This window comes from Vibrio sp. Vb2880, from assembly GCF_033337975.1.
Classification (GTDB): domain Bacteria; phylum Pseudomonadota; class Gammaproteobacteria; order Enterobacterales; family Vibrionaceae; genus Vibrio; species Vibrio alginolyticus.
This window is the reverse complement of the sequence record NZ_JAWORT010000015.1, coordinates 119,306-144,762: the sequence shown is the minus strand read 5'-3', so window position 1 is coordinate 144,762 and position 25,457 is coordinate 119,306. Positions and strand designations below refer to the sequence as shown.

The following is a 25,457-nucleotide window of genomic DNA, read 5'->3' as shown; positions in this document are numbered from 1 at the left end:
CGTTCAAATACGCCAGCATCCCGCCACTCCTGAAATCGGCGATGAGCAGAGCTTGACGAGCATATACCGGTGGCATTCAGCGCATTCCACTGGCAACCCGTCCTGAGTACGAAGAAGATGGCGTTCATTGCAGCGCGATTATCAACCCGCTTGCGGTGCGTACCCAGAGGATGGTGAGTTTTATGCTCCGGGATGAGAGGAGCCATTTTCTCCCAGAGTTCATCACTGATTTGCCACTTGTTGCCTGCCATACGTTGCCCTCAGAAATTATCGTTATTCATTATATTATACGATAATTCCTTTTGGGATAGGCTCTAAATCCTTCTTGAAGTTAGAAATTAATTCAGCTAGAGAATCGGCAAGCTTTAAAGCGACCTTGTAGTCATAATCTATGAGAATTACCTGTCCGAAACTACCTTCCTCTGTTGGACTTAAATCAACGCAAATTAAACAAGATGAACAGTCATCCGCAATTGGGATTCTACTTTTGCCGAAGGTATACTCTTTATCTATACCTTTATCGGTATAACTGAGTACGTTTCCATCACCATCATGGCTATAGTTTTCTACAAGGCTTGAGGTCTGTCCGATAGAGAGTAAAGCGACGCCATAAGCAAAATTTGCTTGCTTCTCGGGGTCCTGCCCTTTAGATGTTTTGTACAGTTCAACTAAATCTTGTGGTAGCTCTCTACCCACATTACAGCGAAGCAAATTTATTTCTTCTTCCGACGCTGGCTCTAAGAACGCATCAGCAACTAGTGGTGCTTTATTAAGTATTTCTTTTCTTACTTGCTCGAACATTAATTTTCCCTCGTTTTCATTGTAATCTTCGGGTTTGAAAGAATAAGCTTCAAAATCGAAGCGATGGTATTAATCTATTTCTTCTGCACTGCTCCAACTCAAATACCAGAAGTCTTAGTTAGAATGAGTACTAGTTATGCGGAACATAGGAAACTCGTATTACCCCTATTAATTAGAGGTAATGCGAAATGCGGTTAACTTGAGCGAGTATGAGCAAAGAAAGAGCCGTTTCCTAACTTCTAAATTTCTCTGTTTCATGGGCATATTTGGGTCGGAGAGTTTTGACTGCTCATCACCGTGTTGCGCGCATTAGTGTAAAACTGGTAGATTAGAATTTTAATAAAATAAATGTTACATCTCTAGATTTTGAACGAATAACCCTTCACGATTCTTATACTTGTTAACGGCTCTTATATCAGTAGAAACGTAATCACCACCTTTATTATCAACTTGTCTAATCTCGTATCCTCCGCAATGAACAGAAATATTCGCTTCTATTGAATGCTCATTTTTTGTTTCACCATTTACTTTCTTTGCTGACGAAACCCATTGGAAGCAAAACCTATCTTGATTATCTAAATATTCCGTAAGAGCAACTGATGTCCCTTTATCCACTTCGAAATAATCAATTGATAATATCTTGGATATGCCAGGATATTGGTAAGATGGGTTCTCTACTGTTGGTTCACTTAGTTCGGTTTGATTAGCACAGCCAGCAATAACTGATAATGTCGATGCCATAAGTAGTATTTTCTTCATTTTTGTTCCTTGTAGATGATAAAATTAGCCCCACGATCTATTAACGCTTTCGATAGTGGGGTTGTGTATGTTTATCTAATTGTTTACGTTTTGAAGGTCACGATAATCAACAGACTCATCAGCACTTGAGATGCTTGCTGCCTCACCGAACATTGCTATGTAAGCACTTGGGAAAGTCAAAGCGGCCCCTGCTATACCACAGATTAGAACGAATTTTCCTACGCCCTTACTTTGTGGTGAGCTTTCTCGGCTATTCCATGCCCAGGTTGCAAGGCTAATGACAATCATTGCAATACCAATCCATAAGCCTATGGTATATGTAGCACTACCACCTGCAGCTGAAATTGCATCCACGTTTTTTGCAGCTTGCTCTAGCTTTGTTTCATTGGCTGCCATCGTAGTTACAGAGGTTAGTGCTAGAGCGATACCCAGGGCACCGGACCATTTCGTTAGTTTATTCATAGTTACTCCGTGCTATCTCCTTCATCGAAGATATAAGTTGTGTTAGAAGAGAGGTTTGCCCGACCAGATGAGTCGAGTGTTATTGGGTCCACTGTGTCACTAAAGGTAAATACCTCACCCACTAGATCTAAACCACCGTGGAAAGTTAATAATGCGCCAGCTATTGAGAAGGATATTGGCCATAGAACAGAAACATCATTATCCGCTTTGTTTGCTTTGTACCAACCGATGAAACCAAACACGACAAGACCGAGGCCAAGTACTGCTCTCAAATTCCAGAGAACTGCAATCCAAAGTCGAACATGTTTAATTACATTTATTCCGCCATCTGCAATGGTGGAGTTATGCGTTTCTGAAGCGAATGAACTACTGGATAATGTGTAAACAAACATCCAATACCACTTTTTCATCGAAGCGCTCCAATACAGTAAGTATCTGAACAGATTGTTCCGTCAGCCGAGATTTCTCTAACAGTTCCAATGAAGTCGTAGTATTTTCCTTTTTCTACGGAAATAGTTCTTTCGCCAGAGGTCTTGGTAAGATTTACGACTAGCGCACTGTTTAGGTCCTGCGACTTAGTGATCATTGCGTAGTCAGGAAGAAGAATTCGCCCATCCTTGTATGTTACTCCCGTACTTGGAACTACCATTTTTGGCGCTTCTATTGGCTGTACTACAGTCGAGCTAGATGCTATTGCCATCGTTGGCTGTACTACTTTGCTATTTACTTCTGTATTTTTACCAATATGTTGGGTGGTAGTCTTAGCAACCTGTACTGCCGTTGGCTTTGTAATCGATTCTTTAGCAGGTTTTACAACTTTCTTTTTAGACTGCTGAGAGCGTCGAAGGTTGGCTAGTTCAGTCGGCGTGTACTCCTGGCGTTCTTTATCAATAAAGTATTTGCTGCCAATAAGTAAAACTCCGTCTTCTCCCTCACCTTTAATGTTGGTGACTTTATGGTTGCCAATTTTTGATTTGAACGGCTCACTTTTGTAAAGAGTGATGTAATGTGGAGAGTTATCGGATCTATCTGGTGCACGTACAGCAAAAACCCCCTCAGCAATCTCATCCACAACGTTGAATTCTTTTAAGCGTTTACGCTCACTACTTCGCGCTGCTTTCGTATGTCCGTTTGAAAGGCTATTGTTTAATTTAGCAAACTCGCCTTCAAATGAATTTACATCGCTTTCCAATTTATCCAATCTATTGGTTAAACTAACGTTAAAAGTTTCTTGAGCAGAATTAAATTGATGATATGGCTTCAATCTCATTGTAATTGAGTCATCAATTTGTTGCTGTAAGGTCGAACTGATCGTCTGTGTAATATTCTGTGACGCAGCTTTCGAGGTTGACTTCACAATCTCACTTTTTTGCTTACCAAATTCATCCTTTACTTTGCTAGGAATGTCTATTTTAGTAATGATTGATTGAGCGATTTCTTGTCTTTGTAATTCAGTGATAGCACCAAACTCTTCAGACTTAGTAATCACATCTATTTCAGTCTTAATGAGTTCAGGCAATGATTGCCTGAGAGCGGTGATCTCACGCTCAAGATTTCTCTCTAGCTTTTGTATTTCTTCTACTTTGGAAGGGCCTCCAAAATCTGGTATCAAACCCATTTTATGTGCAGCTAAACTAGCACCACCAACAAGCAAAGTAGCTCCTACGACATAAACGAGTAACTTTACTTTTGGCTTTGCTGAGCTGCTTTGGCTTTTATTCGCTTTGCCAGCATTTGCGTCTTGAGCTTCGTTATCGCTCATGATGATCGCTCCTTGTTTTTAATTGAATAATGTATTATATAAAAGATCTAAATTAATTCCATAAACGAGTTTTGTTGTCACTCGGGATTGATACATTTTGCCCAATATTCGATTTGCGAATTTCAGAGCTTAGGTCAGTTTCTTCGGAATTAACTTCTGTTAGTCTATTTTGCTCCGCCATCATCTTGAGAAGATCGCTCTGATTCGGAGTTTGAATTTCATCCGTTTCTTGTACTTGATTCTCAAACAATAAGTACATAGTTTGACCTTTCGGTATCTCTACCTGAACAGGTCTTCTCGCATTATCGTATAGGATAGGTAAAAAGCCTTGTGCAGCTTTGGCGATACTATAAACAATTCTGTCTCTCGTATTATCAATCGCACCTGTCGAAGTTGTTGTTTCCCCATTTGATGTTGTCACTGTCGTATCAATGAGTGAATCCAAAAAACCTGTCATAAACAAACCAGCAAACATGCCACCAAACCTCTGGATGTAATGGTGGTCTACTTCACCTTCTATAAGCGCCTTTTCAGTTTCAGCAGATAATACCCAAGCTTTTACAGGGATTTGTTTCCCATCTCTAATAACAGACGTTACAGTTAAGGCAACACCTGGAGCTTGTTCTATAAGCTCCATTTCACCGAACGCAATACTACCTTCTGCTTTTCCGGTTAATAAACGAATTCTGATTGGGCCAGGAATGTCTGAGTCGATAGGCAAGGTGGTACGGGCATAAACCAACTCACCTGCATCAAATACTATAGACTCTTGGTCTACTTCAACTGGTGGCTGTCTATATTTTTCATTAGAGGTTTCTTTTTCATTGTCCGTATACCCAACTGTGTTTTCTTTCTTATAATAATTAGGATGAATCCCCATTTGAGTCTGACCTCCATCAGAACGATACAATGCTGAGGCCACTTCTTGTTCTGCATCACTCGGGTCAAAAACGAACTGTGATGTTTTACTATAAATGTCAGCCTTCTTACTATAAGTGATTTTGTACTTTTCGCCTGTATCTGGTGCGTAAGGGAGACCTGAAAATAATGCTTGTGCACCTTCTGATATCTTTTTTTGTCGCTCAGCTTCTAATTGTATCAACCGCTGTCGCTCAGCATCGGCTTTGTCGTTTCGATTCTTTATTTCTTGAGCCTTTAAACTCATTTTAGTCGTTGCTAGTTCGTTTCGGAGATCTTCTAGCTGGCTTGAAGTTTCTATATCTTGTTTAGGCAACGGTAATTTTACGTCTCTACCTGCACTATTCTCTTCTGTATCTGAATTTGTCTTTTTAGACTCAGCATCTTTGCCAGACTTAACTTCTTGCCCCAGGGGATCAACCTCCTGCGACTTAGGCTTGTCAACTTCGGTTTTTGTATCTGGTCCCGTTGCTGATTCTTGTACGCGAGTTTTACTGATATGGCTCTCGCCATTAGTAGCAGCCTGTTTACGCGCGTTCTTCTCCCTTTCTTCGGTTTCTTTAGCGATAGGTGAATTTTCAGGAACACTGATTGTCCCATCAGTTGAGTTCTTAATCACATCGTCAGTTTTAACGACAGGTCTACCCGCTGTTTTATCACCTTTGCCCGAAAGGTCTTCTGTAACTTGATTGGAAGCCATATAGATTGCGTATCCAATCCCTCCGGCGGCTACTACAAACAAACCTACAACGATTGCTATTTTTTTTAATTTCATCGGTGAGAAGCCTTATAGTTCACTTGTATCCACAAACGCTTTTACTTTCTGTCGACCATCGCTAAACCAATAGAATGAACGGGGGTAAAGCTTGTAAAGGTTGTAATCACCGACACTTCCCTCTCTTACCAAAGAGCTACCTTTGCTTCTTAAAATGGCTGTTGTTCTGATATAAACAAATTCATTATATAAATAGGCTTGGCCATTGATTCCTTGCAATTTAGTTTCTTTGGCACCAGGCACACCTGTTGTCGTACCTGAAAGAAAAGAAAAGAATTCTGGACCAGCTTTATCAAGATCTACACTTGAAGTAGAACGGTATTGTATTGGCTTGGCGTTCGGGCCAATTAGTGGAATGATCACTTGTCTTCGAGAATTGTAGTAATCTGTTTTTTCAGAACTAATCATGAAAGGAATAGTTGTATCTAAACCCTTCAGCTGAAACCAGCCCGAATGAGTTACTCCAGGTAAACGAGCTTCCAAGCTATATGCGTTACCGGGTGTTTTTCCAGCCTCGAAGGCTCCCTGAGCTCCTAGCTTAACATATACAATAGGCCAAGGAGCTCCTGTCTGGTCGAAAAATGAAATAGACCCAGGGAAGCCAGGGTACACCTGCAAAATTAACTCCTGAGGTAGTGAAGGATCGAATTTAATCGTATCAATTAGACTTTCCGGGGGCCTTACTAAAAGTTTATTTTCTGCAATTAGCCTCTGCCTTTCTATTTTACGCATCCTTTCAATAAAAGCAGGGTCGGAGTTCATTTTCTCACTTTTAATGATGTCATTCTTTTTATTCTCAGCCCTCAGTATCTCAAGTCTGTCTCTATTTTGGTAATTACTCTGGAGTTTCGAGTATTCTAGATCTGTTATGTACGTCTGAATTGCATTTTGTTCATACACCTCAAGTTCACGCATGTTAATCAATATATTTTCTATACTTCCATATTTCTTTAACAATGCATCCGCAATTGCAGCATGACTAACTTGGTTAGTTTGATTAGCTTGAGAAAACGCCGACAATGACAACACCACCGCACTTACTGTTAAGCGGAAATAGGCTTTCAGAGAGGAGATGTTTCTTGAGTGCATTGGTAATCCTTGAAGTTTAACAAGCGTAAAGATATTTCATTTGTGTATTAAAAACAACCCTACTCAGACAAACCTAACGATTGTAGTGTTTTCTCTACAATATCACTGACTTCTTCGTCGCCGAGAGGCTCTGATTGGAGTTCTTCTTTAGGATATTCCAATATGTCCTTGACTTGATTGATCGCCGCCTCTGTGGCTCTTTCAGCATTAGGCTCATCTAAACCAGCTAACAAATTTATATCTATAGTAGTACCAGAGATAGTGCCTTTATTGTTCTCCTGAGCGCTTTCAAGAAATGGATCTGATAGGTTAGATGAAACATATCTACTGTTATAAGCGATATCCAACTCGCCGTATGCATCATTGTCAAAATTAGCAAGGTCTACTTCGGAGGTCTCTTCGTTCGTACCTAAATCTTGAGTGGATAAATATGCTGGTGGCGAAACAACTTCTTCGCTAGTACTGTGCTCAAAGGGACCTTCGGCATAGAAGTTGTTGTACTGCATAATTGAATCAAAATCGTGTTCTTCTTCTGGCCAATCCTCATCACTATAGGTGTTTTCAAAGTCATTAAAATCGAGCTCATCATTAAAGGCTGAAACTTCTTCATTATAAGCCTCCATAGAGCCCATAATCTGTACTTCAGCATCTGTTTGTGCAAGACCAACAAGCTCTTCATCGAATACATCTACTGATGATTCTTCAGGTCGTATTTCTTCGACTTCTTCAATGGCGCTCTCCGTTATCAACGTTGCGTCTTCTTTAATTATCCCTAAACCAATAGCCATCATCATTTGTTTAGAGATGTTTTCAGTGAGGTTTAATGCTCTTACTTCAGTTAGATTATTTTTTAGCTCTAAGAACTCCAACATTTCGACATTGCTATCGATATAATCGTTGGCCTGTTGAACATATTCATTGGATTTTACTAACTGCTGCCTCTTAGCCGTTTCTACCTCATCGTCAGAAGGCTCAAGCACCTGAGCAAAATAGTTCAAACGAGAAGTTTCTACATCTGGGAAGTCGAGTTTTAATGCTCGGAATGGGTATACATCACCACCAAAAATGTATAAGCCTTCTCCAGGTTCAGCACTAGCAAGCATCTTAGCGTTTACAGTATCTTTTTCTTCTACTCGGACATCATCGTTATCATGGACCGCCCCAGCCAAATTATTCTCTATTCTATCCTGACGGGAACCAAATACCTTGCCAGTTCGACCAAGCGCCAACTGTAACGATTCACCATGGTCTTCATTTTTAAGAATGAATTTATTGTTTAAGTTGCCCATTAGTGCTTCATATTCATCCCGGCCGCAAACCTTCTGGAACATTCCGGCTGTCTGAGCTCCAAAAAGAACGTGAAAACCATATGAACGAACCAAGGCAACAATCATGTAAAAACCTTTAACCGCATACATTCCGTACTCATCAAAGAAAAGTCGTACAGGATATCTAGCACTGGAAGGTCTATTGTCTACTGTAGTAATTCGAGAACCTTGTAGCTTATAGCCAGCAGCTCTCATTAAAATAGGCCGTAATCCCTGCAATAGAAGCCTACCCAATGCTGCAACGGAATCTGGGTTTTTGGCAATGGAAGGAAGCAGAACTAATAATACTCGCCCCCCTAAGCATACATCCGTCATATTTACTTCCGAAAGTTTTGTCACGAATATATGCCCCATGGTTTCACTCAAGTCAGCCATGGTTTCACTAATCATCATCACACAATATGTGTGCTGTTCATCTGCTTTACTATTAAGATCAAGGTTGTCTATCTGTTCCTCAGTCATATCAAATATGGCATCACTAATAGAAGGCAAGGTTTTTAAATACTGCTGGAGTGGTTGTCGGTACTTTAAAGGCACATCTTTTCGCGCTGCCTTTTTGAGCATAGTTTTAATGACAAGAAAGTTTCGAACCACTTCGATGTTTAAATCTAAGCCTTCCACATCCCTTTCGTAAGCAAGATACTGATATGCTCCCCCAATCATAGTAGAACTACGACCTTCCCAAAAAGAGCTATCCCCTCCATCCGTTTCACGCCCTAACCCCATGGTTATAGTCTTCATCTGGTCAGGGGTTCCCGCATTTAGAATATTCATGTTATTCGAAATGCGATCGTCGTCGTGCATGTTAGTAGTATCTAAGGAGTCCATGGGAGTCAGAAAATTGAGAACCAACAAATCGTGGAGTCTATCTAATCGTTTCAAGATAGCGAAAATTGTCCAAAACAATTTTATATCCGCCTTACCATCAACTATGACTGCTGATGTTCCTCCTGGCTGGAGAAGTGCTTGAAATAGCAATGTCAGTATAAGTACAGTTTTACCCGAGCCCGTACTGCCCATGACGAGTGTATGTCTTGTTTCCATATCCGGGTTGGATACGAGTAACCTACGTAGAAAAAATTCAAACCCGAATATTAATGTACCGTTTCCTCTTTTACGCTGGGGAATAAGATGGCCAGCTTTAACTGCGTCTTTTAACGACTCCTTTTTTGAAATAAACTGCTCCCACTCCGGCGCGTCAAAAGGATATTCATGCTTCTCTCTTGAGTTTGTAAGCTTCAGACAAATTGCAAATGCAAAAATAAAGTCCCCATTTTGAGGGAACATAAACAAAGCAATCCCGCATGCAGCAATTAATAAAGGAAATGACACATTTACTGCTGACTGTATTCGCATCCACATAGTGCGAGAATCACGATGAAAGAGCTCTGGGTTATTCAGTTCAGGGTTTGTGTTTAGAACCGACTGCTTCTTAAAACTGGCCATACTAATCAACTTCCTTGTACTGCTTCATTAACTCAGGAATATCCTCATAAGGGTCATTGAAGACTTTCTCATCCTTTTCTATATCGACACCTAGTGACTTTAGAATCTGTTTTGCCTCATTCTCTCGGCCATCAGCCTTTTTCTCTATCTCGCTGAGATCAAATAATCTACTAAATTCATCCTCATCCATGTTCAGGAGGTCTTCTCCTTTCTTACCTGCTGTTAATATTCTCTCTGCATTAATGTGAAGGTCTTGCACTGCTCCTAGGACACTTGGAATTGTCATTCGAAATCCGGCTTTTCTTTCCATAAGAAAATGCGAGCGAGTACCACTTGCTTCTAAGAAAGGTGTTTCTCTGCCGATAGACTGCAATACCATTCCTAAATTTCGGTCATGCTTAGTTACCCAAGTAAACTCGTTTCCTGCAATACGGTTTACATCTTTAAAGAGAAGCATCAACGCCCAGATTACAGTAGTAGAATAAGCATGCTTCTTTGTTACCATTGCATAGAGGATTTCTTCGAATGTACGGGTTGTCTTTCCATCCATTTTTTCCTTAAGCTGTGTAAGAACCTTTCTTTCAATACCGTTAAATAAAAGTATTGTGTCTTCGATACTGCCAGCGTAAGGGACGCCATCATTCAATAAAGTTGTTGGACGAAAGCCACCTATTATCGCTCCTCCTCTCTTAAACTTATCCGCTTCATTACCCTGTTTATCTACATATTCAATTGGAATGGTTTTCCCATTATCATCAAACAACCGTGCTAGTTTATCTTCCGAATGTAGTTGTTGCGGTAAAGGACAGAGGAGAAGCCTCTCTAAGCTGATAGTCGCTGTTCGAGAGCAAAACTCTATTGTTGAGTCTTTCGGGTTCTCGCAGTAATAGAAGTAACAAATAGGCCTAAAATTGCTAACAAACCCCGTTTCTTTTTGCATTTCTTTGTCACGTTCTATTTCATCTAATGTGACACCCAAAGGAGGATTTGCTGTGAGCATTTCGTAAGGAGATACACCCATAGCGTATCGGTTTTCATAGTCAGAGCGATTTTCGAAATTGTAATCATGTGAATAGTCACAAGGGTTTTCACCCTCTAAACGTTCTTTATATTTAGGAAACATCCAGCCAATGGAATATCCCATCAATTTATCGTAGAAGTTGGGCGGTACTATACGTTTTAAATGAGGATGAACCTTGGAAGCAGCCCGTATCATTGATTCAACGTTGTGTTCTTTTCTGGTTTTAGAGCGTATTGAATATTCTTTACAACCTAAGTAGATCAGAGCTAAAGCGAAGGGCCATTTAAGTATATTTCCGAAAATAGAGTCGTAAGCTCCAATATACTCGGGTGTAATCATCGTATAATGCAATTCTAATATTTGATATAGCCCCTCCTTAAACCCCCATCCTTGAAATCCTGTTAGCCAAGAGGTAGTTACAACCACGAGGTTCTCAAAAGCAAAAAATGTAAACATCTGAGCTATCTTTAGCATTCTCCACACAAAAGCAAGTATGTGGAAAAAGTGCGCGTAAACCCCGTAACCCATACCTATTGCTAATGCTAGAGCTAGGGCGACTGAAGCATTCAACTCTGATTCTTTTTCTGGCGTACGCTGACTCATAACTTAGGAATCCTTAAAAATTATGTTTGTGTCATCAATACGTCGCTCTTTAAGAATCATTTTTAGAGAATCATACTTTCCTTTGGTCAATGGAATGGGTAACACAAGCCGTGCCCTTAGACCTTTTCGATGAAGTATAAAGTTTACGGTTATGACGAAGTAGTAATAGAGGAAGACAACACATCCGAAAGTCGTTAAAACTTTTGCCGAAAAGTTCTTGTCGGAAGCTGTTAACGATTGCATAGCTTGAGTTATTTCGAAGGTTAAGACGATACTGATCACACAAAATATGACCGAAGCTCCGACAATCGCTTGCCCTACTAAATGTGACTTAAGTACTGGATGTATCGTTCTGAACTGTTTCCACATTCCGATATATGTGACGAATAAACTAAGTACCGGAGCAAGAAGAGAAACTCCACCTGAAACAGGCATTAAGAGTAATGAAAGATACTGTAGAAATATTAAAGTTAACATTTTTGCACCGTTGCTTTTAATCCATTTAAGGCATATATTTTTCACATCATAGCAAATTTATCAACGGATGGAATGGTTTTAGCTAAACGAAAACAACCAAATCTAACATCTCGGTCAACCCTCAAAATCAAATCAACCAAACAACCAAACAACCAAAAATATGGCATTGCTTTTCATCCGTAAAAGACATATATTTTTGTGATTATAAAATATGTCATAGGTAGTAGTAGTTTGGAGTCACTGTTAGGAAGCAACGTCATTTTGTTTTCTCAAAAAGAAAAAGAAACTTTATGCATTATCTCGAATGTCGAATATGGACGCCGTGTTGCTGAGTTACAACTATCTTCGGCTGATAGCTACAAACCTGTTTTGAGTATTCTTGTCTCTATTGTCGATAGTAACCATCCAGAGTTGGACACCCTCGATCGCTGCTTCCTTGTTAACTCATCAATCTCTACAGATTCCATTGAATTAACAGAGCTTTTAGAAAAGTTTAAAAGCTCAACCCAGTCATACCAACAAACGATAGAGATTGATGGTGTTGAATTTTCCTATCTGCGCAAGGAAATAGAAAGGTTACAACTAATAGGATAAATGTAATGGAAAACGAAGAGTCTGTTGGCTTTAAATCAGTTACCCAATCTGCCGAGTTAATTATCCATGCAGGGTCTTCTCCCATCCCAGGAGAAGTCAGAAGCCGCCTAGAAAAGATACCAAGTATAAAGCCAAGACCAGCGCGCAGAATAATGGGTGTGAAATTGGCTGAATTGGGTGTCAATAGAAACCCTTATGTTGCAAATAGAGCAACTAAGGCTTTACTTGCACTGACTTCAATTACGTGGGGCCTCACCCTGCTTTTATTGACTGGTTCGCTGGTTAATTTTTACCTGCTTGAAAGAATAAATATCAGCGCTACCTCCCATGACGCAAGGATTGAGCCTACTGGCAAGCCTGTACGCATCGGTAACTTGGATTAGAGGAAGGATATGTTTCGCTCATCCGTAATTAAGAATCATCGAGGGCTCCTATCTGGTTTCGTAGTGCTGGTGGTCATTATCTATTTCTTAGAGTTTGCACTAAACACTCTTACAACAAATAAATCTGGTTACTACAAGATCCCCACTTACAACGATAAGGGCATTACCCGAATAGTTCCTCAGGTCCCATTAAGTGACCGTCTTTTTTCTGACTCTGAAGTTATGGATTTTGTAACTGAAGCTATGTACAACACACTCTCTCTATCTTTCGATAGTTATGAATTGTCTATGACAGAATCAGCATTACTATTCTTTACTACTTCTGGCTGGAAGTCATTCTCAAGCGCAGTTCAAGAAGCAGAAATTTTATCAACCATTTTCTCTAATAAAGAAATTATTGAGTTTTACCCTACCCGAGCGCCTTTTATGGAATACAGTGGCACAGTTGACGGGAAAATTGATGGAAGATTCACAAAAGATGCCTACTGGGTATGGCGAGTTAAAGTTCAGGGCAAGATTATGAAAAAATCTTTGAAGGTTAAAGACGCAACTGAAACTGAGCTCGAGGCTATTCAGAATCAAAGGCACCAGGCCGCTAATGTAACTTTCTGGCTTGATTTACAACGTGTGCCAAAGGGTAAGGGGGCAAGTGCAGTTAAGATCATAAGTTCTTCTAATTGGGATGTTGATTGGTTATGAATATTCCACGACTTATTCGCATACTTAAATTCGACTGGCCATTTGTGCTTGCTATCGTTTTATCTGTTTTAGCTATTTTTAAACTTTCCGAATTCAATGAAGAACTATTAGGGAACCCGGATAGAGTTTTTCTTTATTCTGATGGTAATGGTGGTTACACAAGGGCCTTTGTATCACGTGACCCACGCTATACAGACGAGAAGGTTGTCAGGTTTCTTCGTCGTATGGTGAGCTCATGCTATACCGTCGATTATAAAACCGCTCAACACCTAATGAACGGTGAACGCGATAACGATTATGCCAACTGTATTGAAAAGCACTTTGCGCCAATAGCCGCCACATCACTGTTCAATGTTTATCCTACTGACCCTATGATTGAGGCGATTCTTATGTCAGAAGGTAAGGCTAACGTTGTTGTTCCTTACGATCCTATCGTTACCTTAAAGAACAAACCTGGTAAGCCTTTAGTTTGGGTAGTTGAGGTTCCGATAATGGTAACAGTCCAATCGGTATCAGGAGACCAAACAACCTCATTCATTGCTCACTACACAGTTCTACCTGAACCTAGAGCGGATAACGCAAGTTCATTACTCATCGACAGGGTGGTTTTTAGATGAACGTTAAAGACCTATTCAATTTTATTAGTACAGCTTTGGGGAAGACTCCGTTAACAGGAAGACAAAGTTCGAAGTCTACTGAGGATAGCTTTGTTAAAGGGGATACCTTTAGTTGCCAATCAATACCCTCCAGCGAGGTTAACCGTAACCACGATGCCGTGTTTGAAACAGATAAACGTCATAATTTAATCTATGACAATTTTAAGTCTGTCCAGCGATCTCCATACTACGCTCTGGTTTTATTTTTCTTAGCTATTGTTGCATTTTTATACGCCTTGAACCTGTTCATAGATACCACAAAGATTACTTCAACAAACTACTTTATTGCATCAACGACAAGTGATACTGCTGTATACCCAATACCCACAGATAAGCATATCTTGCCGACTAAGGACCAAGAAAGAAACCCTGGCGAAACTTACTCTGAAGAAGAGTCAGAAGTATTAGTTCGTGAATATCTAGTTGATAGCCTTAAAGACTGTTTTTCAATGAACTACTTAAATGCAGCAACAGTACTGTCTAGGTGCAAGTCCAACCATTTGGACTCTGAAACAGACACCCAAGACATATTTATTGAGCTTCTAAGAGCAAGTAACTATATAAATATAATGAAGAAATACCAGACTTCTGCATTACTCCACGTAGACACAAGCTCTATTAAACTTTTGAACAAAGCAATAGCTCAGCGTGAAGCCGTACCTGGCAGCGGCGTTATGCGTAGCCGCGCTGTCTGGATTTACCAACTTAAGATGCATTATACGATGGAGAAAGTTTCTGTCTCTTCTCCCACCTTGTGGCAAGTTGAGATGATCAGAGAATCTGCTTTCAACAAAGAGTTCCCTGTTTCTATCTTCAAAATACGCGATATCGAGTGAGTGAACATGAAAAGTCAAAATAAAGAGCTTCAAGTTAACCCGAGAAACTTTCAACCGTCTTTGTTGCAAAAAAATTTACATAAATCACGCAAAGGAAAGTCAAAAACTAAAAAAGCGTTGGCAAAAGCTCCAAACTACTATAGAGACCTTTTTCAGCCAATTGAAGGGGTCTTTAGCCGACCTTCATTTGGCGAGTTTCAATTCACTTACTGTGGATACATGATAGCTAACCAGCGTGAGGGTGTTCTCAATATCTATGTACCACAAGAAACAGACTCCCCATTACTAGAGTCACTCGAATCATACGGGTTTTATCTATGTAAAAAGTACCCTATTTCTGTACCCAATAGCTCTAGATCCTCAAGACTTCTTATGAAGCGCTATCTTTCAGAAAAAGTATCAGATCAGCAAGCTGTGGAGACAATAATGCAGTTAAAGATCATGCTAAATGCAGCAATAAAAAAACAACAACAAAGTGAGGATTTAGATATATCGGCAATGCCTAGCCTCAGTCCTACAATATTTAAGTCACTAAAAGATATCGGTATAAATAAGCAATCAGAGTTAAGGAAGGCAGACTTAAATGTTTTGTTCCATAAGATCAAAAGTGGAAACTCGAAGAGCTATAAAGGGGTACGCTTGTTATTTCAGCTACATTGCTTAAGAGAGGATACTCAAGTTCCTTACTTATCTAACGATACCAAACAACGCTTAGTTGATTCTTATAATTTTTTCGCCAAAATTAGAGGATACGCCCCTCTGACTTATATGTTTTACAGCTAGAAAATAACCTTGCATTAGTTTCTTTCGACATGCAATTAAACCATCAGTTACAAGGTAACCAGTCGCTCATTAGGCCTCTATTTATTAGTTAGTTTCAAACAGCAATAGATGTTGAATGTATGTAATTCTCCACAAAACATATGGTGACGTTAGCTAGGTATCGTTCACCATACTACAAGTGCTGATTCCCTCATTAACCCTATATTTTAAATCCTTCGATTCTAGTTTCCTTTACCTCTACTGTTAGCTTGGGGTGTGGTAACTGTCCTCTAGCCAGCATTTGAATAGGATTTCCTGTTCGTTTTGTAGTGGTTTCTTTATTACTTTTTTCATACGCTACTTTGGGTGATATTGAAGACTCCCAGTAAAGAAGGTCTACTGGAAGAGCGCATAGAAATTGTAGAGGTTTCCGTGTCTTGAACTCACCGTGAACTAAGCGCCTTTGTGCATATGAGTAAATTAGATCCTTTTCTGCACGAGTGGTGGCCACATAGAATAGCCTAAGCTCTTCATGAACATTGTCTTTCTCATTACCTTTGAAGTGTGCTTCTTCTTCGCAGCCAATGACATATACACGCTTAAACTCTAAGCCCTTACTAGCGTGTTCTGTCATTAACTGAACCGCACTAGCCCCTTGCTCACCAGAATCCACCAGCATGTTAAGTTCTTTGATACAATCATGTAAGTGTCCATGAACCTCAGTGAAAGCAAAAAGGCGCTTTGTTAAGGTAATGACGTTTTGCTCTCTTTTATTAACTTCTGAGATTACTTCTGCTGTCATCTCTTGAGTTTTATACTTCTTCTTAGCGTTATCTATAATTTTGGGTTTGAACAGCTCGACCCAGATTTGATGCAAACCTTCCTCTAAGCCAGAAAGTACTTCTCCCCACTTATTTCTCAGTTCAGAATCACTAAGTTCATAGTTATTTATTTTTGCTAAGTCAGTGATTGAACCGCATTCGAACAATGCTTCTTTGATAATTGAGTGGCACTCCAACAAAGAGGCAAATCCAAGCTTTCTATCTTGAGATTTTACAGTTCCATACGTGGTCATGTACTTACAGTATTCAATAACTGTTAGGTTTTTATCAATGAGCTTTTGGCGCATAGTTACGCCCTTAGTTTTAAGGCTTGCTGCATCAATGACACGTGAAGCAGCCATAACATCCTTCTCATTAGCACAGAAACGTAGGAATGCACTCCAGTCCTTTACTTCTTTACTATCAAAGAAATCCTTGTCGCCAACAACTCGGTATTCTACCCCATGCTCAATAAGTTGAGCTTCAATTGGGTCTTTGATTACTTTTGAACGATACAGAATGGCAATTTCTTCTGGTTTTAATTCACCAGATTCGATAGCCTGTTTAATCTCATTGGCTGTCGTAATTGCCTCATCCTTGTCATTGGCAAATTGTCGGGCAATTGGCTTATCACCCTGAATATTTGCCATTGCTATCATATGTCCGTCTGTAACCTTTTGGTCTTCATGCATTAAGTCAGCAATAGCATTGGCCACATTTACAACTTGTTCAGTTGATCGAAAGTTCTCTCCCATCTGAACAATCTTCATGTCTCCGAATTCTTTTTGAGCATTTAGTAACTGACCGACATCTGCAGCCCTGAAAGCATAAATACTTTGTTTTTCATCACCAACCATAGTTAGGTTATTGCCTTGACCAACAATAAGTTTTAACAATAAGCCTTGGACTGGGTTAGCATCCTGATGCTCATCGGCAAGTACTGCTTTAAACTGGTTTTGCAACCAGGTTCTAAAACCTACATCATGTGTGAGAATTTTTACCGCATGGACGAGAATGTGGTCGTAATCAATAGCATTCAGCTCAATCATTCGTCTGTAGTAGACCTTCCAGATACAAACGCAATGGCTTAACAAGGCTTTCTCATCAAAAGTCAGATTTGGGTTGGTTTTGGACTGGTGCTCGAACTCAGACTTAGGACCACGACCATAGGACAAGGATAGCCCCATGAAGTTTTGAACATACTTTGCACCACCGTGCTCTTTTAAGAACTCATAGTCTGAGTTCGATAATGTTTTCTTAGCTGACTCATTTATTAGTGTAAGGGACTCAGTTTCATCCAAGATAACTAAGTCACTCGATGTATAACCGCACTTTACAAAATATGGGTGTTGCTTTTTGATGGCAGGTTTTATGACTTGGTTTAGTGCAAAGGAGTGCCAGTTACAGATAACAGCTTGATAAGCTTTGATACCTATACGTAAGTAAAGACGCTCTAACATTTCCGCAGCAGCTTTCTTGGTAAAGGTTATGGCACAAAGTCGACAGGGTTCCAAGCCTGACTCAATGAATGTCGCGGCCTTCTCCACAATAACGCGAGTCTTACCACTACCTGCCCCCGCATTAATCATGCAAGGTACTCCAGTCGTGTTGACTCCTTCATACTGACTCGCGGTTAATTTCATTCTCATCCCTCCCATTTAAGTGTTTATATATGGTATTTTAATTCAACCTCAAAGTCAACTTTAGTCTATTGTTTTTTGTTGCTAAATGATATATTTCATTTAACGGAGGATTGCGTCTATGTTTGAATTTTTGGGTGTAACAGCAGCTGACGGTCTTGAGCAACTTAAAGAACCGGAAAGGTCTTATTACGAATATGTAATAGAGCATGGCGACACGGGGCTGTACAAAGCCATGCCGTGGAAAAGTAAACGAGATTTACTTCTTACTTACAAAGGTGAGATTGAAGAGTGTACTTTAATCTCTAGCAAGCTAAACAATATACATCCTAAATACATACGTACAATCATGAGAAGCGAGAATGGTTGGCCAGGAGCTGACCAGAAAGCCAAGAACGGTTCTGGTGATTTAGGAATAATACAAGTTAACCCTAAGGTTTGGGATCAAGAGTTTCGTAAGCTTGGTGTGACTATAAACTGGGAAGACGTCAGAGATGATGTATGTGCAAATCTATTTATTGGTGGTGTCATTCTGGCCAGAAGATTAAACGCAACGAATGACATTTTTAAAGGCCTCGCTAACTACCATCGATATGCAACTTCAGACAATAAATATTTTCATTACTCGTACCGCCTGAAAGCAATGAAGCACTTTGCTGATATTGAATCTGAGTATGGTCGTTGGATTTCTCACCGAATACACGCAGTCAATAAACTAGGAGAATAGCCATGTGGGTCGCTATTGCAGAGAAGTCTTCTCAAGCTGAAAAGATCGCATCAGCTTTGAATCTTAGAAAGCAAGGTGGATTATATTCAGGCTTCTACAAAGGGCAAGAACTGATCCTTTGGTATGCCGCAGGTCACTTCCTCGAACTGTCTCCCCCTACAGAGCAAATACAGAACTTCAGTTGGAACGATCCACGTACTCACGAACGCATCCCTCGCAAGGTTCCTTATAAAGTTTGTCCGGACATACCAGCTCGTGACGGATACCCGGCAAGAAAACCAGGAGAGCGAATCCAATTACTTAAACAGTATGTCGACAAAGCGACTTTAGTCATTGGTGCTACAGACCCAGACCGAGAAGGTGAAGTCATATACCGTAGCATTTTAGATTTCCTTAAATACGATGGCCCATTAAAACGAGTTTGGTTAACAAAGGGGTTATCCAAGGATGCAATACAAACCTCTTTCGATGAAATGGTCGATGCATCTCAATACTACGGCGAATATTTAGCTGGGTCTAGTCGTCGTATGGCAGATTACGCAGCCATGGTTCTAACTGCCACCTACACTTATTACTCAAGAAGGGGAATGCTTGGAAAGTACCTAGGCTCAGGGGATAAGAAAAGCTCAACGACATCTGTTGGTCGAGTTCAGTCGACTGTTGTAGGTTTTACTTACCATCGTCATCAAGAAAGAGCAAACTTTAAATCTGTAACTCACTTTCGTCCGGTACCGCTGATCAGGTGTAACGGCGCTGTAAGTTTTGAAGGCCGATACCTTCCAGAGATAAAAGACTCCGACTATGACTCCCCTATCCCTGGCGTAAAGTGGGATGAAAAAAATCTAGCATCCAAAATATCGCCTGATATGTCTGAGGAAGAAGTCGAGGAGTTAACCATAAACAATAGACCTAAACCTCTTTATATCGACAAATCTATTATGATGGATTTTACGGAAAGGCTTAAGCAAGCGTGCATATTGGATTTAGATATAAATGAAAGTATGGCGACTTCTGCCCCACCAAAGCCTTTATCACTGACCAAACTACAGAGTCTGATTAGCAACGCTAGTGCCACTGATGTCCTCAATGCAGCACAACGCCTATACGATTCTGGTTTTATCACTTACCCAAGAGGTGAAGAACAAGAGATTTCTGACAAAGATTACAACCCTAGGGATATTGCGGACAAATGTACTCAACTAGCAAAATGGGACCAATTTGGCCAAGCCGCCCTTAAAATCGCTGCCATTCAAACGGGACAAGACGATACCTGCGCAAGTTTCAAACCAAGCTGCTATACGCCAGGAGATAAAATACACGATGCTCTAGCTCCTGTTGTTATACCTAAACCAGGAGAGCTACAGGGGCTAGATCTTCAGGTCTTTGAAGAAATTACGTCGCATTACTTGCAAGCACATTTACCTCCATCAAAATATTTAGTTCAAGAAGGGGTTTTAAAATTCGATACCCATGGGCTTTTTGGAGAACCGGTATCTAGTTTCAAGATCACAAAGCGATCTTGTATAGAAACTGGGTGGGAACATTACTTTAAAGGTAAAGAGACCGTCCAAACTATCAGCTTAAACGATTTAGACAAAAGCAATGTTTCAATTCCAGATGTTGAGCTAAAGGAGTCTACTACAACTAAGCCCCCTCTCTTCACTGAGGCCTCACTACTTTTTGCGATGTACCATGCGGCAAAATTCGAGCCTAATCCTATTCTTAGGAATTCACTCAAAGAATCAAAAGGCATTGGGACACCAGCTACTAGGCCAACTCAAATCGCAACTATCTTAATGCGTGAGTTCGTAGCGTATACTAGCAAGGGTAAAAACCCTTCGATTGATATCACCCCAAAAGGGATTGAATTGTATAAGGCACTACCTGATTCATATAAAAGCCCTGGTACTACTGCCAAATGGGAACTCAAACTTTCTGACATGAGTAAACTCCCTCAACGAGAAGCAGAAGCAGCGTCTCTGGAATTTATAAACACTCAAATTGAAAATACTGAAAAGCTAATAGGTTTCCTGAATAAAAACCTGTTTGATAAAACACCAAGAGACGGTGTGAATCCTAACATGCCACTTTCAAACCAAACCAAAGATAAACTTCAGAAGCGTTGTAAAGGGCTCGGACTACCAATGCCCAGACAGGCCTTAGCAAGTGAGGCTAAAGCGAGGCAATGGCTACGAGAGCACCCTTGGTTGGTAACTGACGCTATGCGAAGAAAGATTTCACAAATATGCTCTTTCAAAAAGATCCAGCCGCCAGCGCTTAAAATGACTGACTTTGGTAAAGCTCTAGAATTTATAAAAGTTCACGAAGATGATGTCCCAAGTACTCCATCTAAAAAGTTTCTTGATTACGCAAAACAGTTGGAATCGAAGACTGGCCTGAAAATTCCTTCTCAAGCGATTAGTAACGCCAAATTACTATCTAAATATGTAGAAGAGGCAAAACGTATTAAGAAACCAAGTAAAAAGACTATTGCTGCTATTAACGAGCTGGCTAAAAAGCTAAACGTTAGGGTTCCTGCTAGTGAATTAGAAAATGACGAAAGAGCAAAAAACATACTTAGCCGTATGAAAGCAATGATTGCTACAGCATCAAAATAAGGGGTTCAAGTAGATATGATGAATGATATTCTCAAAAGGTATAATATTCTCGAAAAGTATAAACAGGCGTTCCTAACTTCTGACTTTTATAATGACCAAAAAGTTTTAGCACCGGATGATTTAGTCCCGATGATAAGAGGGTTTCTCCATGCTAATGGGGAAGATTTATTAGTGGACAATCACACTAATATCTCTGCGTTCGCCAAGTCAGTCTTTGCGGAGACCAACCAGGAAAAGTTCGAAAGCTTCTTAACCGAACTAAAGTTACTTGTAGACGAGCTTAATTTAGACTTTAGAGGTTCTGCCGACATACCTAACTATGACAATCTCTCTATTACGCTTAGCTTCGACACAGCAAGCGAAGACCAGATTGATAGATTGATCCGTTTCGTCAGAAATAACCTCACGAATAATTTCCGAGCATCAGGCCAATACCCTTTAGCTGTATGGAAAGCTTTCATTATCTCCTCAGATTGCTGGTCGGTAGAGTTCCGATTCTCACCGAGATGGGAATTTAAAGAAGATATCCAAGGATAGAAGATTTAGAGTTAATGGTGTTAAATGCTGGAGGACATTATCAGTATTGGCAAATCAACTAACTAGGAAGATCTATGCACAAGGTGACTACGATATTAAAAACAAACATTGGGAACGTGGAAGGTTACTTAGATGAGAGCGGTAGCCTGTTTATTCTGAACCCGCCTAAGATTGAAAATCGCAAGCTTGCTCACTTCCTCCCAACACCTTCACAACGTTCAAAAGATGATGTGGAACAAAACCCGAATAACTACCTAAAGGTCGAGGAACCGAGTGAGTTCGAAGGGGTTTGGGAAGTGAGTGGACCAAATGTAGGAAAAGGGGATGCGTTCACACCTTATCCTTTTATGTTTAAGAGAGTAAGCCCCCCATCTGAAGGTAGTTAATACGGCACAACTATATTTTGGGTGGTTTCTTAATTGTCAAGATAAATATTTTTAGGTGCGGTTATTTCTAAATCGAATTAACAAACCGTAATTTGGACTTATAGACAGGGTCTTATTCAGTTAGTTAGTGTTCACTGACTGATATTTTGAATTTTGCTATTTATCCACAAATGATCCTCGAACTGCACCTTGATAAACTTTTTTTATCGCACTATCTTGATACCCGTGAGCTCAAGTAGTTCAGTGCATGGAAGCAAATAGTAGCTGTGCTTAGTTTCTTTCGTGATATTAAACTGGAGCTCAAAATCACTTAAACCCCACCATAGGCAGGGTTTAAGAGAGAAGCCAAATCGAGTAGCTGCAACTACTCATTATGGCTGCTGGGTATCATTCTCGACACCTGACACACGAGACTATAGATCACCAGTAGCCTATTTGGCAATTTTCTTGTTCAATAGTTAATGGTGATTAATATGTACCCACAAAGGTTTATCTATCTGATTATGAGAGTATGGAAAGCAATGGTCTCGGTATTCAAACTCAATCCACACATATGTATCAAAGGGTTAATGTATCTAGTCGAGTTTTTTAGAGACTAATCCATTTGTATGTACACACTTCTTAAGGTGTGTACATTATTTAGACAAAAATGTTAAGTCCGTGTGCTCTAACTTCTTATACACATTTGGGTATTGGGCTCGAGAAATCTTTAAGTTTAAAAGACCTTGGGCTATTTCATCACTTTTAAATTCGGAGAGGTCAAGTTTACTTTGCAAATATCTACCATAATCAAACATTCTATTTACCTTAGCTTGTAATACTCCCAGCTCAACTAGTTGATATTCCGCATCTTCTCTCCAACTAGGCCTACGGCTCGACTGCTTATTCTCATATTCATTTTCTACTCTAGCGGATAAGTACTGAGTCTTACTTAGTATTTTTGCCATTACCAGAACAACATCTATGTCTGCGTTTTCCATGCATTTTGTGAATATGGCTGTTGTATTGGCCAAATCTAGTTTCGGTGGTACAGGCTTCTTACCTGTTCTTTTCGGCATACCTTTCCAAAATTCAATTGATTCGGTGTAGAAGCTAGCCATCTCAGTTGTGTATTTAGTTAAGTCAGACAGAGTTTGAGGTAACAATGCTCTTGCTGCTAAAAGTTGGCTCTCTCGATTCTGTTCTTCGTGATATTTAGCTGCATAAACCGCCAATAAGCTTGCTGTAAAAGCAATCATTGCTGCATTCAGAGTTTGCCAATGAGACCAAACTTCTTGGACATATGACCAATTTCCACCACCATCAAACCATGGCTTTAATATCATCATCACGAAATACACCCCGATCAAAATACAACCAAAGGTAGAAAAGTATACTCTTACAAAAGTATCCAAGAGAGTTTTGGGAGACCCCATTCTTTTCTGTATTGAGCTAAGAAATTCAGTACTGATACCGATAACTTTGCGAAGATAATTGGCCCCATCACGAAGCTTCTCTACCCCAGATAGTTCTTTATCCATGTTGTACCACTCCTAGTAAACAATTTTTTAAAGCTTAAGGTTACCAAATTGTACTCGTTTCTATGCATAATGAGCGCGATACTCAACCACAGTCAACTAAGAGGTTCATAGTTTCGTGTCTATGCTCTAGATAGCCGATTAGGTTGAGGAGCTCTCGGAAGGAATTAGACCAAGCGTAAGTAGTAAGCTTACGCTTGTTAGAAGAGTTCTTAGTGAGGATTAGAGACGTTCTTGGTCAATGAGTTGCTCTAACGTATTTCAAATGTATTCCCGTAGGAGTGATATTGGTTAAATCTCGACTGTATACATACCCATACTTTTGTAAGAGGTCAATTGAGTGATACGTCCAGCCAGCGGCAAAGGCTACACCAGCCAAGGCAAAATAAACACAGATTTTATTAGCTAGCTGCATTGCGCTTTGAGAGTAAACTTCATTAATTTTTTTTCCGCACAACATAGCTTTTGGGGCCATAAAAAAAATACAACCTAACGCCCCTAATAATCCAATCGGCACCCACAGAGTTAGAACGGATAGCTGAACAGTGTCAGCTTTATTCAATAGTTCAAGATAGTCTCTATAGACTACATAAGATGGATAGCCCCAACAAATTATCCCAAACAAAAGAACAAAGATACCAGCCAAACGTAATCTTGTTTTATGTGACATTCTCAAGCATCCTTACGACTTGATTAGAAACTTTGTATTCACCCCAAACAACCTCAATTAAGACATATGTTGCTGTAACAAATAGCGCACCAACCATTACGGGAGCTCCCAGAGCTGCCGTAGCAAATAACAGAACTTCACCAGCTGCTGTTTGCAACATGAATTTGAACATATCGGCACCTACATTGCCAAACCAATCCACTAAGTGATAGTCGTCTTTAAAAACTAAGTCGCTGGTGGCTAGACTAGCGGACACCACAAAGGTTAAGGCACCCGCACCCTTGAAGTTTGCAGTTCTAGATTGAGGACTAAAGCCTGCTTGCACCGACTTAAATGAATTTAGAGGGTACTTCTTACCATTCATATTAAGCCGAGTACCATTGACAAACGCATGCCGTAGCACTTTGCCATTCTCGTTTGTCCCTGAAAATGCGACAAATAATTTACCTCGACTTTCTACCAAATCAGCTTTAACGCCTAGATCGCCAAACTGTTTAGCAATTGATATCGCATTAAACATAGGCTCTGTGTGATTGAACCAAGACTTAGCGGTGTTAATGCTCAAGGCGATAGCAGCGACATCCTTACCAGACTCCAGCCAAACGTTATGTAATATTTTATGTGCATCCTCTAAATCTGTAATTAACACATGCTGGTGGTTTTTAGCCATTTCATCCCCAAGTGAACACTGTAATCCTATTGAGTCACTGAGAAGCTGAGGAGCATTCAATCCTAGAGAAGTAGGTCCTAACCCTGCTTTTTCTCTATCTCTAAGAACCCTCTCACGATTTTCTGCCCATCTTTTTTCATCGCTTGCTGAAGGAGTTAATTCAGCTCTACGCTCTCGTTGCTGACGAGCGAAGAGCTCTTTTGTGGTTTCTCGTCTTTCTTCTGGGGTAACAGGGGCAGATTCATATCTCATAGGATCATACTTACACTATAAAAATATGATTATATCAATATTTTCAATACGTTATCATTATCAACAATGCCGATTTACGCTTTAACTGCCAGAAAAGCCATTATGGCTAGTTAAATGTTCACATTGAAACCTAAATCACATCAACTTGAACTCTAGTAGAAAGCTTTTAAAGAATAGTTCCCAAATTGGTATGTAATTTATGATATCGATACTATTCATCTCAGACCACTGAGTTGCTTTAATGTGTA

At 40.0% G+C, this 25,457-nt stretch carries 24 protein-coding genes; 10 read left to right on the top strand and 14 right to left on the bottom strand.

Annotated elements, in window-relative coordinates; genetic code table 11:
• From R7M92_RS16855 to R7M92_RS16810, 10 genes are all read right to left on the bottom strand, one after another.
• Positions 1–251: transposase (locus R7M92_RS16855; protein WP_206937370.1), on the bottom strand; the 251-nt coding region annotated here is incomplete at its 3' end.
• A 34-nt stretch (positions 252–285) separates the two neighbouring features.
• Complete coding sequence (locus R7M92_RS16850; RefSeq protein ID WP_203347280.1) at positions 286–801, bottom strand: SMI1/KNR4 family protein; 516 nt, start codon at positions 799–801, stop codon at positions 286–288.
• Between the two features lie 351 nt (positions 802–1,152).
• On the bottom strand, positions 1,153–1,560 hold the full coding sequence (locus tag R7M92_RS16845) for a hypothetical protein (protein WP_025767067.1): 408 nt from the start codon (positions 1,558–1,560) through the stop codon (positions 1,153–1,155).
• 75 nt (positions 1,561–1,635) lie between these two features.
• Positions 1,636–2,022: a hypothetical protein gene (locus tag R7M92_RS16840; RefSeq protein WP_025634012.1), complete on the bottom strand. Its 387-nt coding sequence runs from the start codon at positions 2,020–2,022 to the stop codon at positions 1,636–1,638.
• 2 nt (positions 2,023–2,024) lie between these two features.
• Positions 2,025–2,432, bottom strand: a complete 408-nt coding sequence (locus R7M92_RS16835; RefSeq protein ID WP_025634011.1) for a hypothetical protein — start codon at positions 2,430–2,432, stop codon at positions 2,025–2,027.
• On the bottom strand, positions 2,429–3,784 hold the full coding sequence (locus tag R7M92_RS16830) for a hypothetical protein (RefSeq protein ID WP_025767068.1): 1,356 nt from the start codon (positions 3,782–3,784) through the stop codon (positions 2,429–2,431). The genes R7M92_RS16835 and R7M92_RS16830 overlap by 4 nt, the downstream gene beginning before the upstream one ends.
• 52 nt (positions 3,785–3,836) lie before the next feature.
• Positions 3,837–5,477: a DotG/IcmE/VirB10 family protein gene (locus tag R7M92_RS16825; protein ID WP_203347292.1), complete on the bottom strand. Its 1,641-nt coding sequence runs from the start codon at positions 5,475–5,477 to the stop codon at positions 3,837–3,839.
• Between the two features lie 12 nt (positions 5,478–5,489).
• A complete protein-coding gene (locus R7M92_RS16820; RefSeq protein WP_025634007.1) occupies positions 5,490–6,566 on the bottom strand; it encodes a DotH/IcmK family type IV secretion protein in 1,077 nt (358 codons plus the stop codon).
• Between the two features lie 59 nt (positions 6,567–6,625).
• Complete coding sequence (locus R7M92_RS16815; protein WP_025634006.1) at positions 6,626–9,340, bottom strand: type IV secretion system DNA-binding domain-containing protein; 2,715 nt, start codon at positions 9,338–9,340, stop codon at positions 6,626–6,628.
• Position 9,341: 1 nt separating this feature from the next.
• A complete protein-coding gene (locus R7M92_RS16810) occupies positions 9,342–10,964 on the bottom strand; it encodes a hypothetical protein (RefSeq protein WP_025634005.1) in 1,623 nt (540 codons plus the stop codon).
• A 708-nt stretch (positions 10,965–11,672) separates the two neighbouring features.
• Between R7M92_RS16810 and R7M92_RS16805 the strand changes: the two genes are divergently transcribed.
• The 6 genes from R7M92_RS16805 to R7M92_RS16780 are packed head-to-tail and all read left to right on the top strand — an operon-like array spanning position 11,673 to position 15,392.
• Positions 11,673–12,035, top strand: coding sequence for a hypothetical protein (locus R7M92_RS16805; RefSeq protein WP_025634000.1), 363 nt, complete (start codon positions 11,673–11,675; stop codon positions 12,033–12,035).
• A gap of 5 nt (positions 12,036–12,040) precedes the next feature.
• Entirely contained in the window at positions 12,041–12,418 is a 378-nt protein-coding gene (locus tag R7M92_RS16800; RefSeq protein ID WP_025633999.1) for a hypothetical protein, read from the top strand.
• A 9-nt stretch (positions 12,419–12,427) separates the two neighbouring features.
• Complete coding sequence (locus R7M92_RS16795) at positions 12,428–13,117, top strand: DotI/IcmL family type IV secretion protein (RefSeq protein WP_025633997.1); 690 nt, start codon at positions 12,428–12,430, stop codon at positions 13,115–13,117.
• The gene (locus tag R7M92_RS16790) at positions 13,114–13,734 is read left to right on the top strand and encodes a DotI/IcmL/TraM family protein (protein ID WP_025633995.1); all 621 of its coding nucleotides are present in this window, start codon (positions 13,114–13,116) and stop codon (positions 13,732–13,734) included. The genes R7M92_RS16795 and R7M92_RS16790 overlap by 4 nt, the downstream gene beginning before the upstream one ends.
• Positions 13,731–14,609 carry a hypothetical protein gene (locus R7M92_RS16785; protein WP_025633994.1) on the top strand — a complete coding sequence of 293 codons (879 nt, stop codon included), beginning with the start codon at positions 13,731–13,733 and terminating at the stop codon, positions 14,607–14,609. Before R7M92_RS16790 ends, R7M92_RS16785 begins: the two co-directional genes overlap by 4 nt.
• Positions 14,610–14,615: 6 nt before the next feature.
• Positions 14,616–15,392: a TfoX/Sxy family DNA transformation protein gene (locus tag R7M92_RS16780; protein WP_025633992.1), complete on the top strand. Its 777-nt coding sequence runs from the start codon at positions 14,616–14,618 to the stop codon at positions 15,390–15,392.
• A gap of 199 nt (positions 15,393–15,591) precedes the next feature.
• Here the strand turns inward: R7M92_RS16780 and R7M92_RS16775 are convergent, their stop codons facing one another.
• Positions 15,592–17,835, bottom strand: coding sequence for an ATP-dependent helicase (locus tag R7M92_RS16775; RefSeq protein WP_025633991.1), 2,244 nt, complete (start codon positions 17,833–17,835; stop codon positions 15,592–15,594).
• Positions 17,836–17,953: 118 nt separating this feature from the next.
• Between R7M92_RS16775 and R7M92_RS16770 the strand changes: the two genes are divergently transcribed.
• From R7M92_RS16770 to R7M92_RS16755, 4 genes are all read left to right on the top strand, one after another.
• Complete coding sequence (locus R7M92_RS16770; protein WP_025633990.1) at positions 17,954–18,559, top strand: transglycosylase SLT domain-containing protein; 606 nt, start codon at positions 17,954–17,956, stop codon at positions 18,557–18,559.
• A 2-nt stretch (positions 18,560–18,561) separates the two neighbouring features.
• On the top strand, positions 18,562–21,177 hold the full coding sequence (locus R7M92_RS16765; RefSeq protein WP_025633988.1) for a DNA topoisomerase: 2,616 nt from the start codon (positions 18,562–18,564) through the stop codon (positions 21,175–21,177).
• Between the two features lie 15 nt (positions 21,178–21,192).
• Positions 21,193–21,714: a hypothetical protein gene (locus R7M92_RS16760; RefSeq protein WP_025633985.1), complete on the top strand. Its 522-nt coding sequence runs from the start codon at positions 21,193–21,195 to the stop codon at positions 21,712–21,714.
• 74 nt (positions 21,715–21,788) lie between these two features.
• Complete coding sequence (locus R7M92_RS16755) at positions 21,789–22,100, top strand: hypothetical protein (protein ID WP_025633984.1); 312 nt, start codon at positions 21,789–21,791, stop codon at positions 22,098–22,100.
• A gap of 635 nt (positions 22,101–22,735) precedes the next feature.
• Here R7M92_RS16755 and R7M92_RS16750 read toward each other — a convergent pair.
• The 3 genes from R7M92_RS16750 to R7M92_RS16740 form a co-directional block, all read right to left on the bottom strand.
• The gene (locus R7M92_RS16750; protein ID WP_025633983.1) at positions 22,736–23,620 is read right to left on the bottom strand and encodes a hypothetical protein; all 885 of its coding nucleotides are present in this window, start codon (positions 23,618–23,620) and stop codon (positions 22,736–22,738) included.
• 235 nt (positions 23,621–23,855) lie between these two features.
• Positions 23,856–24,287, bottom strand: coding sequence for a hypothetical protein (locus R7M92_RS16745; protein WP_025633982.1), 432 nt, complete (start codon positions 24,285–24,287; stop codon positions 23,856–23,858).
• A complete protein-coding gene (locus tag R7M92_RS16740; RefSeq protein ID WP_025633980.1) occupies positions 24,277–25,209 on the bottom strand; it encodes a hypothetical protein in 933 nt (310 codons plus the stop codon). Before R7M92_RS16740 ends, R7M92_RS16745 begins: the two co-directional genes overlap by 11 nt.
• Positions 25,210–25,457 lie beyond the last annotated feature (248 nt).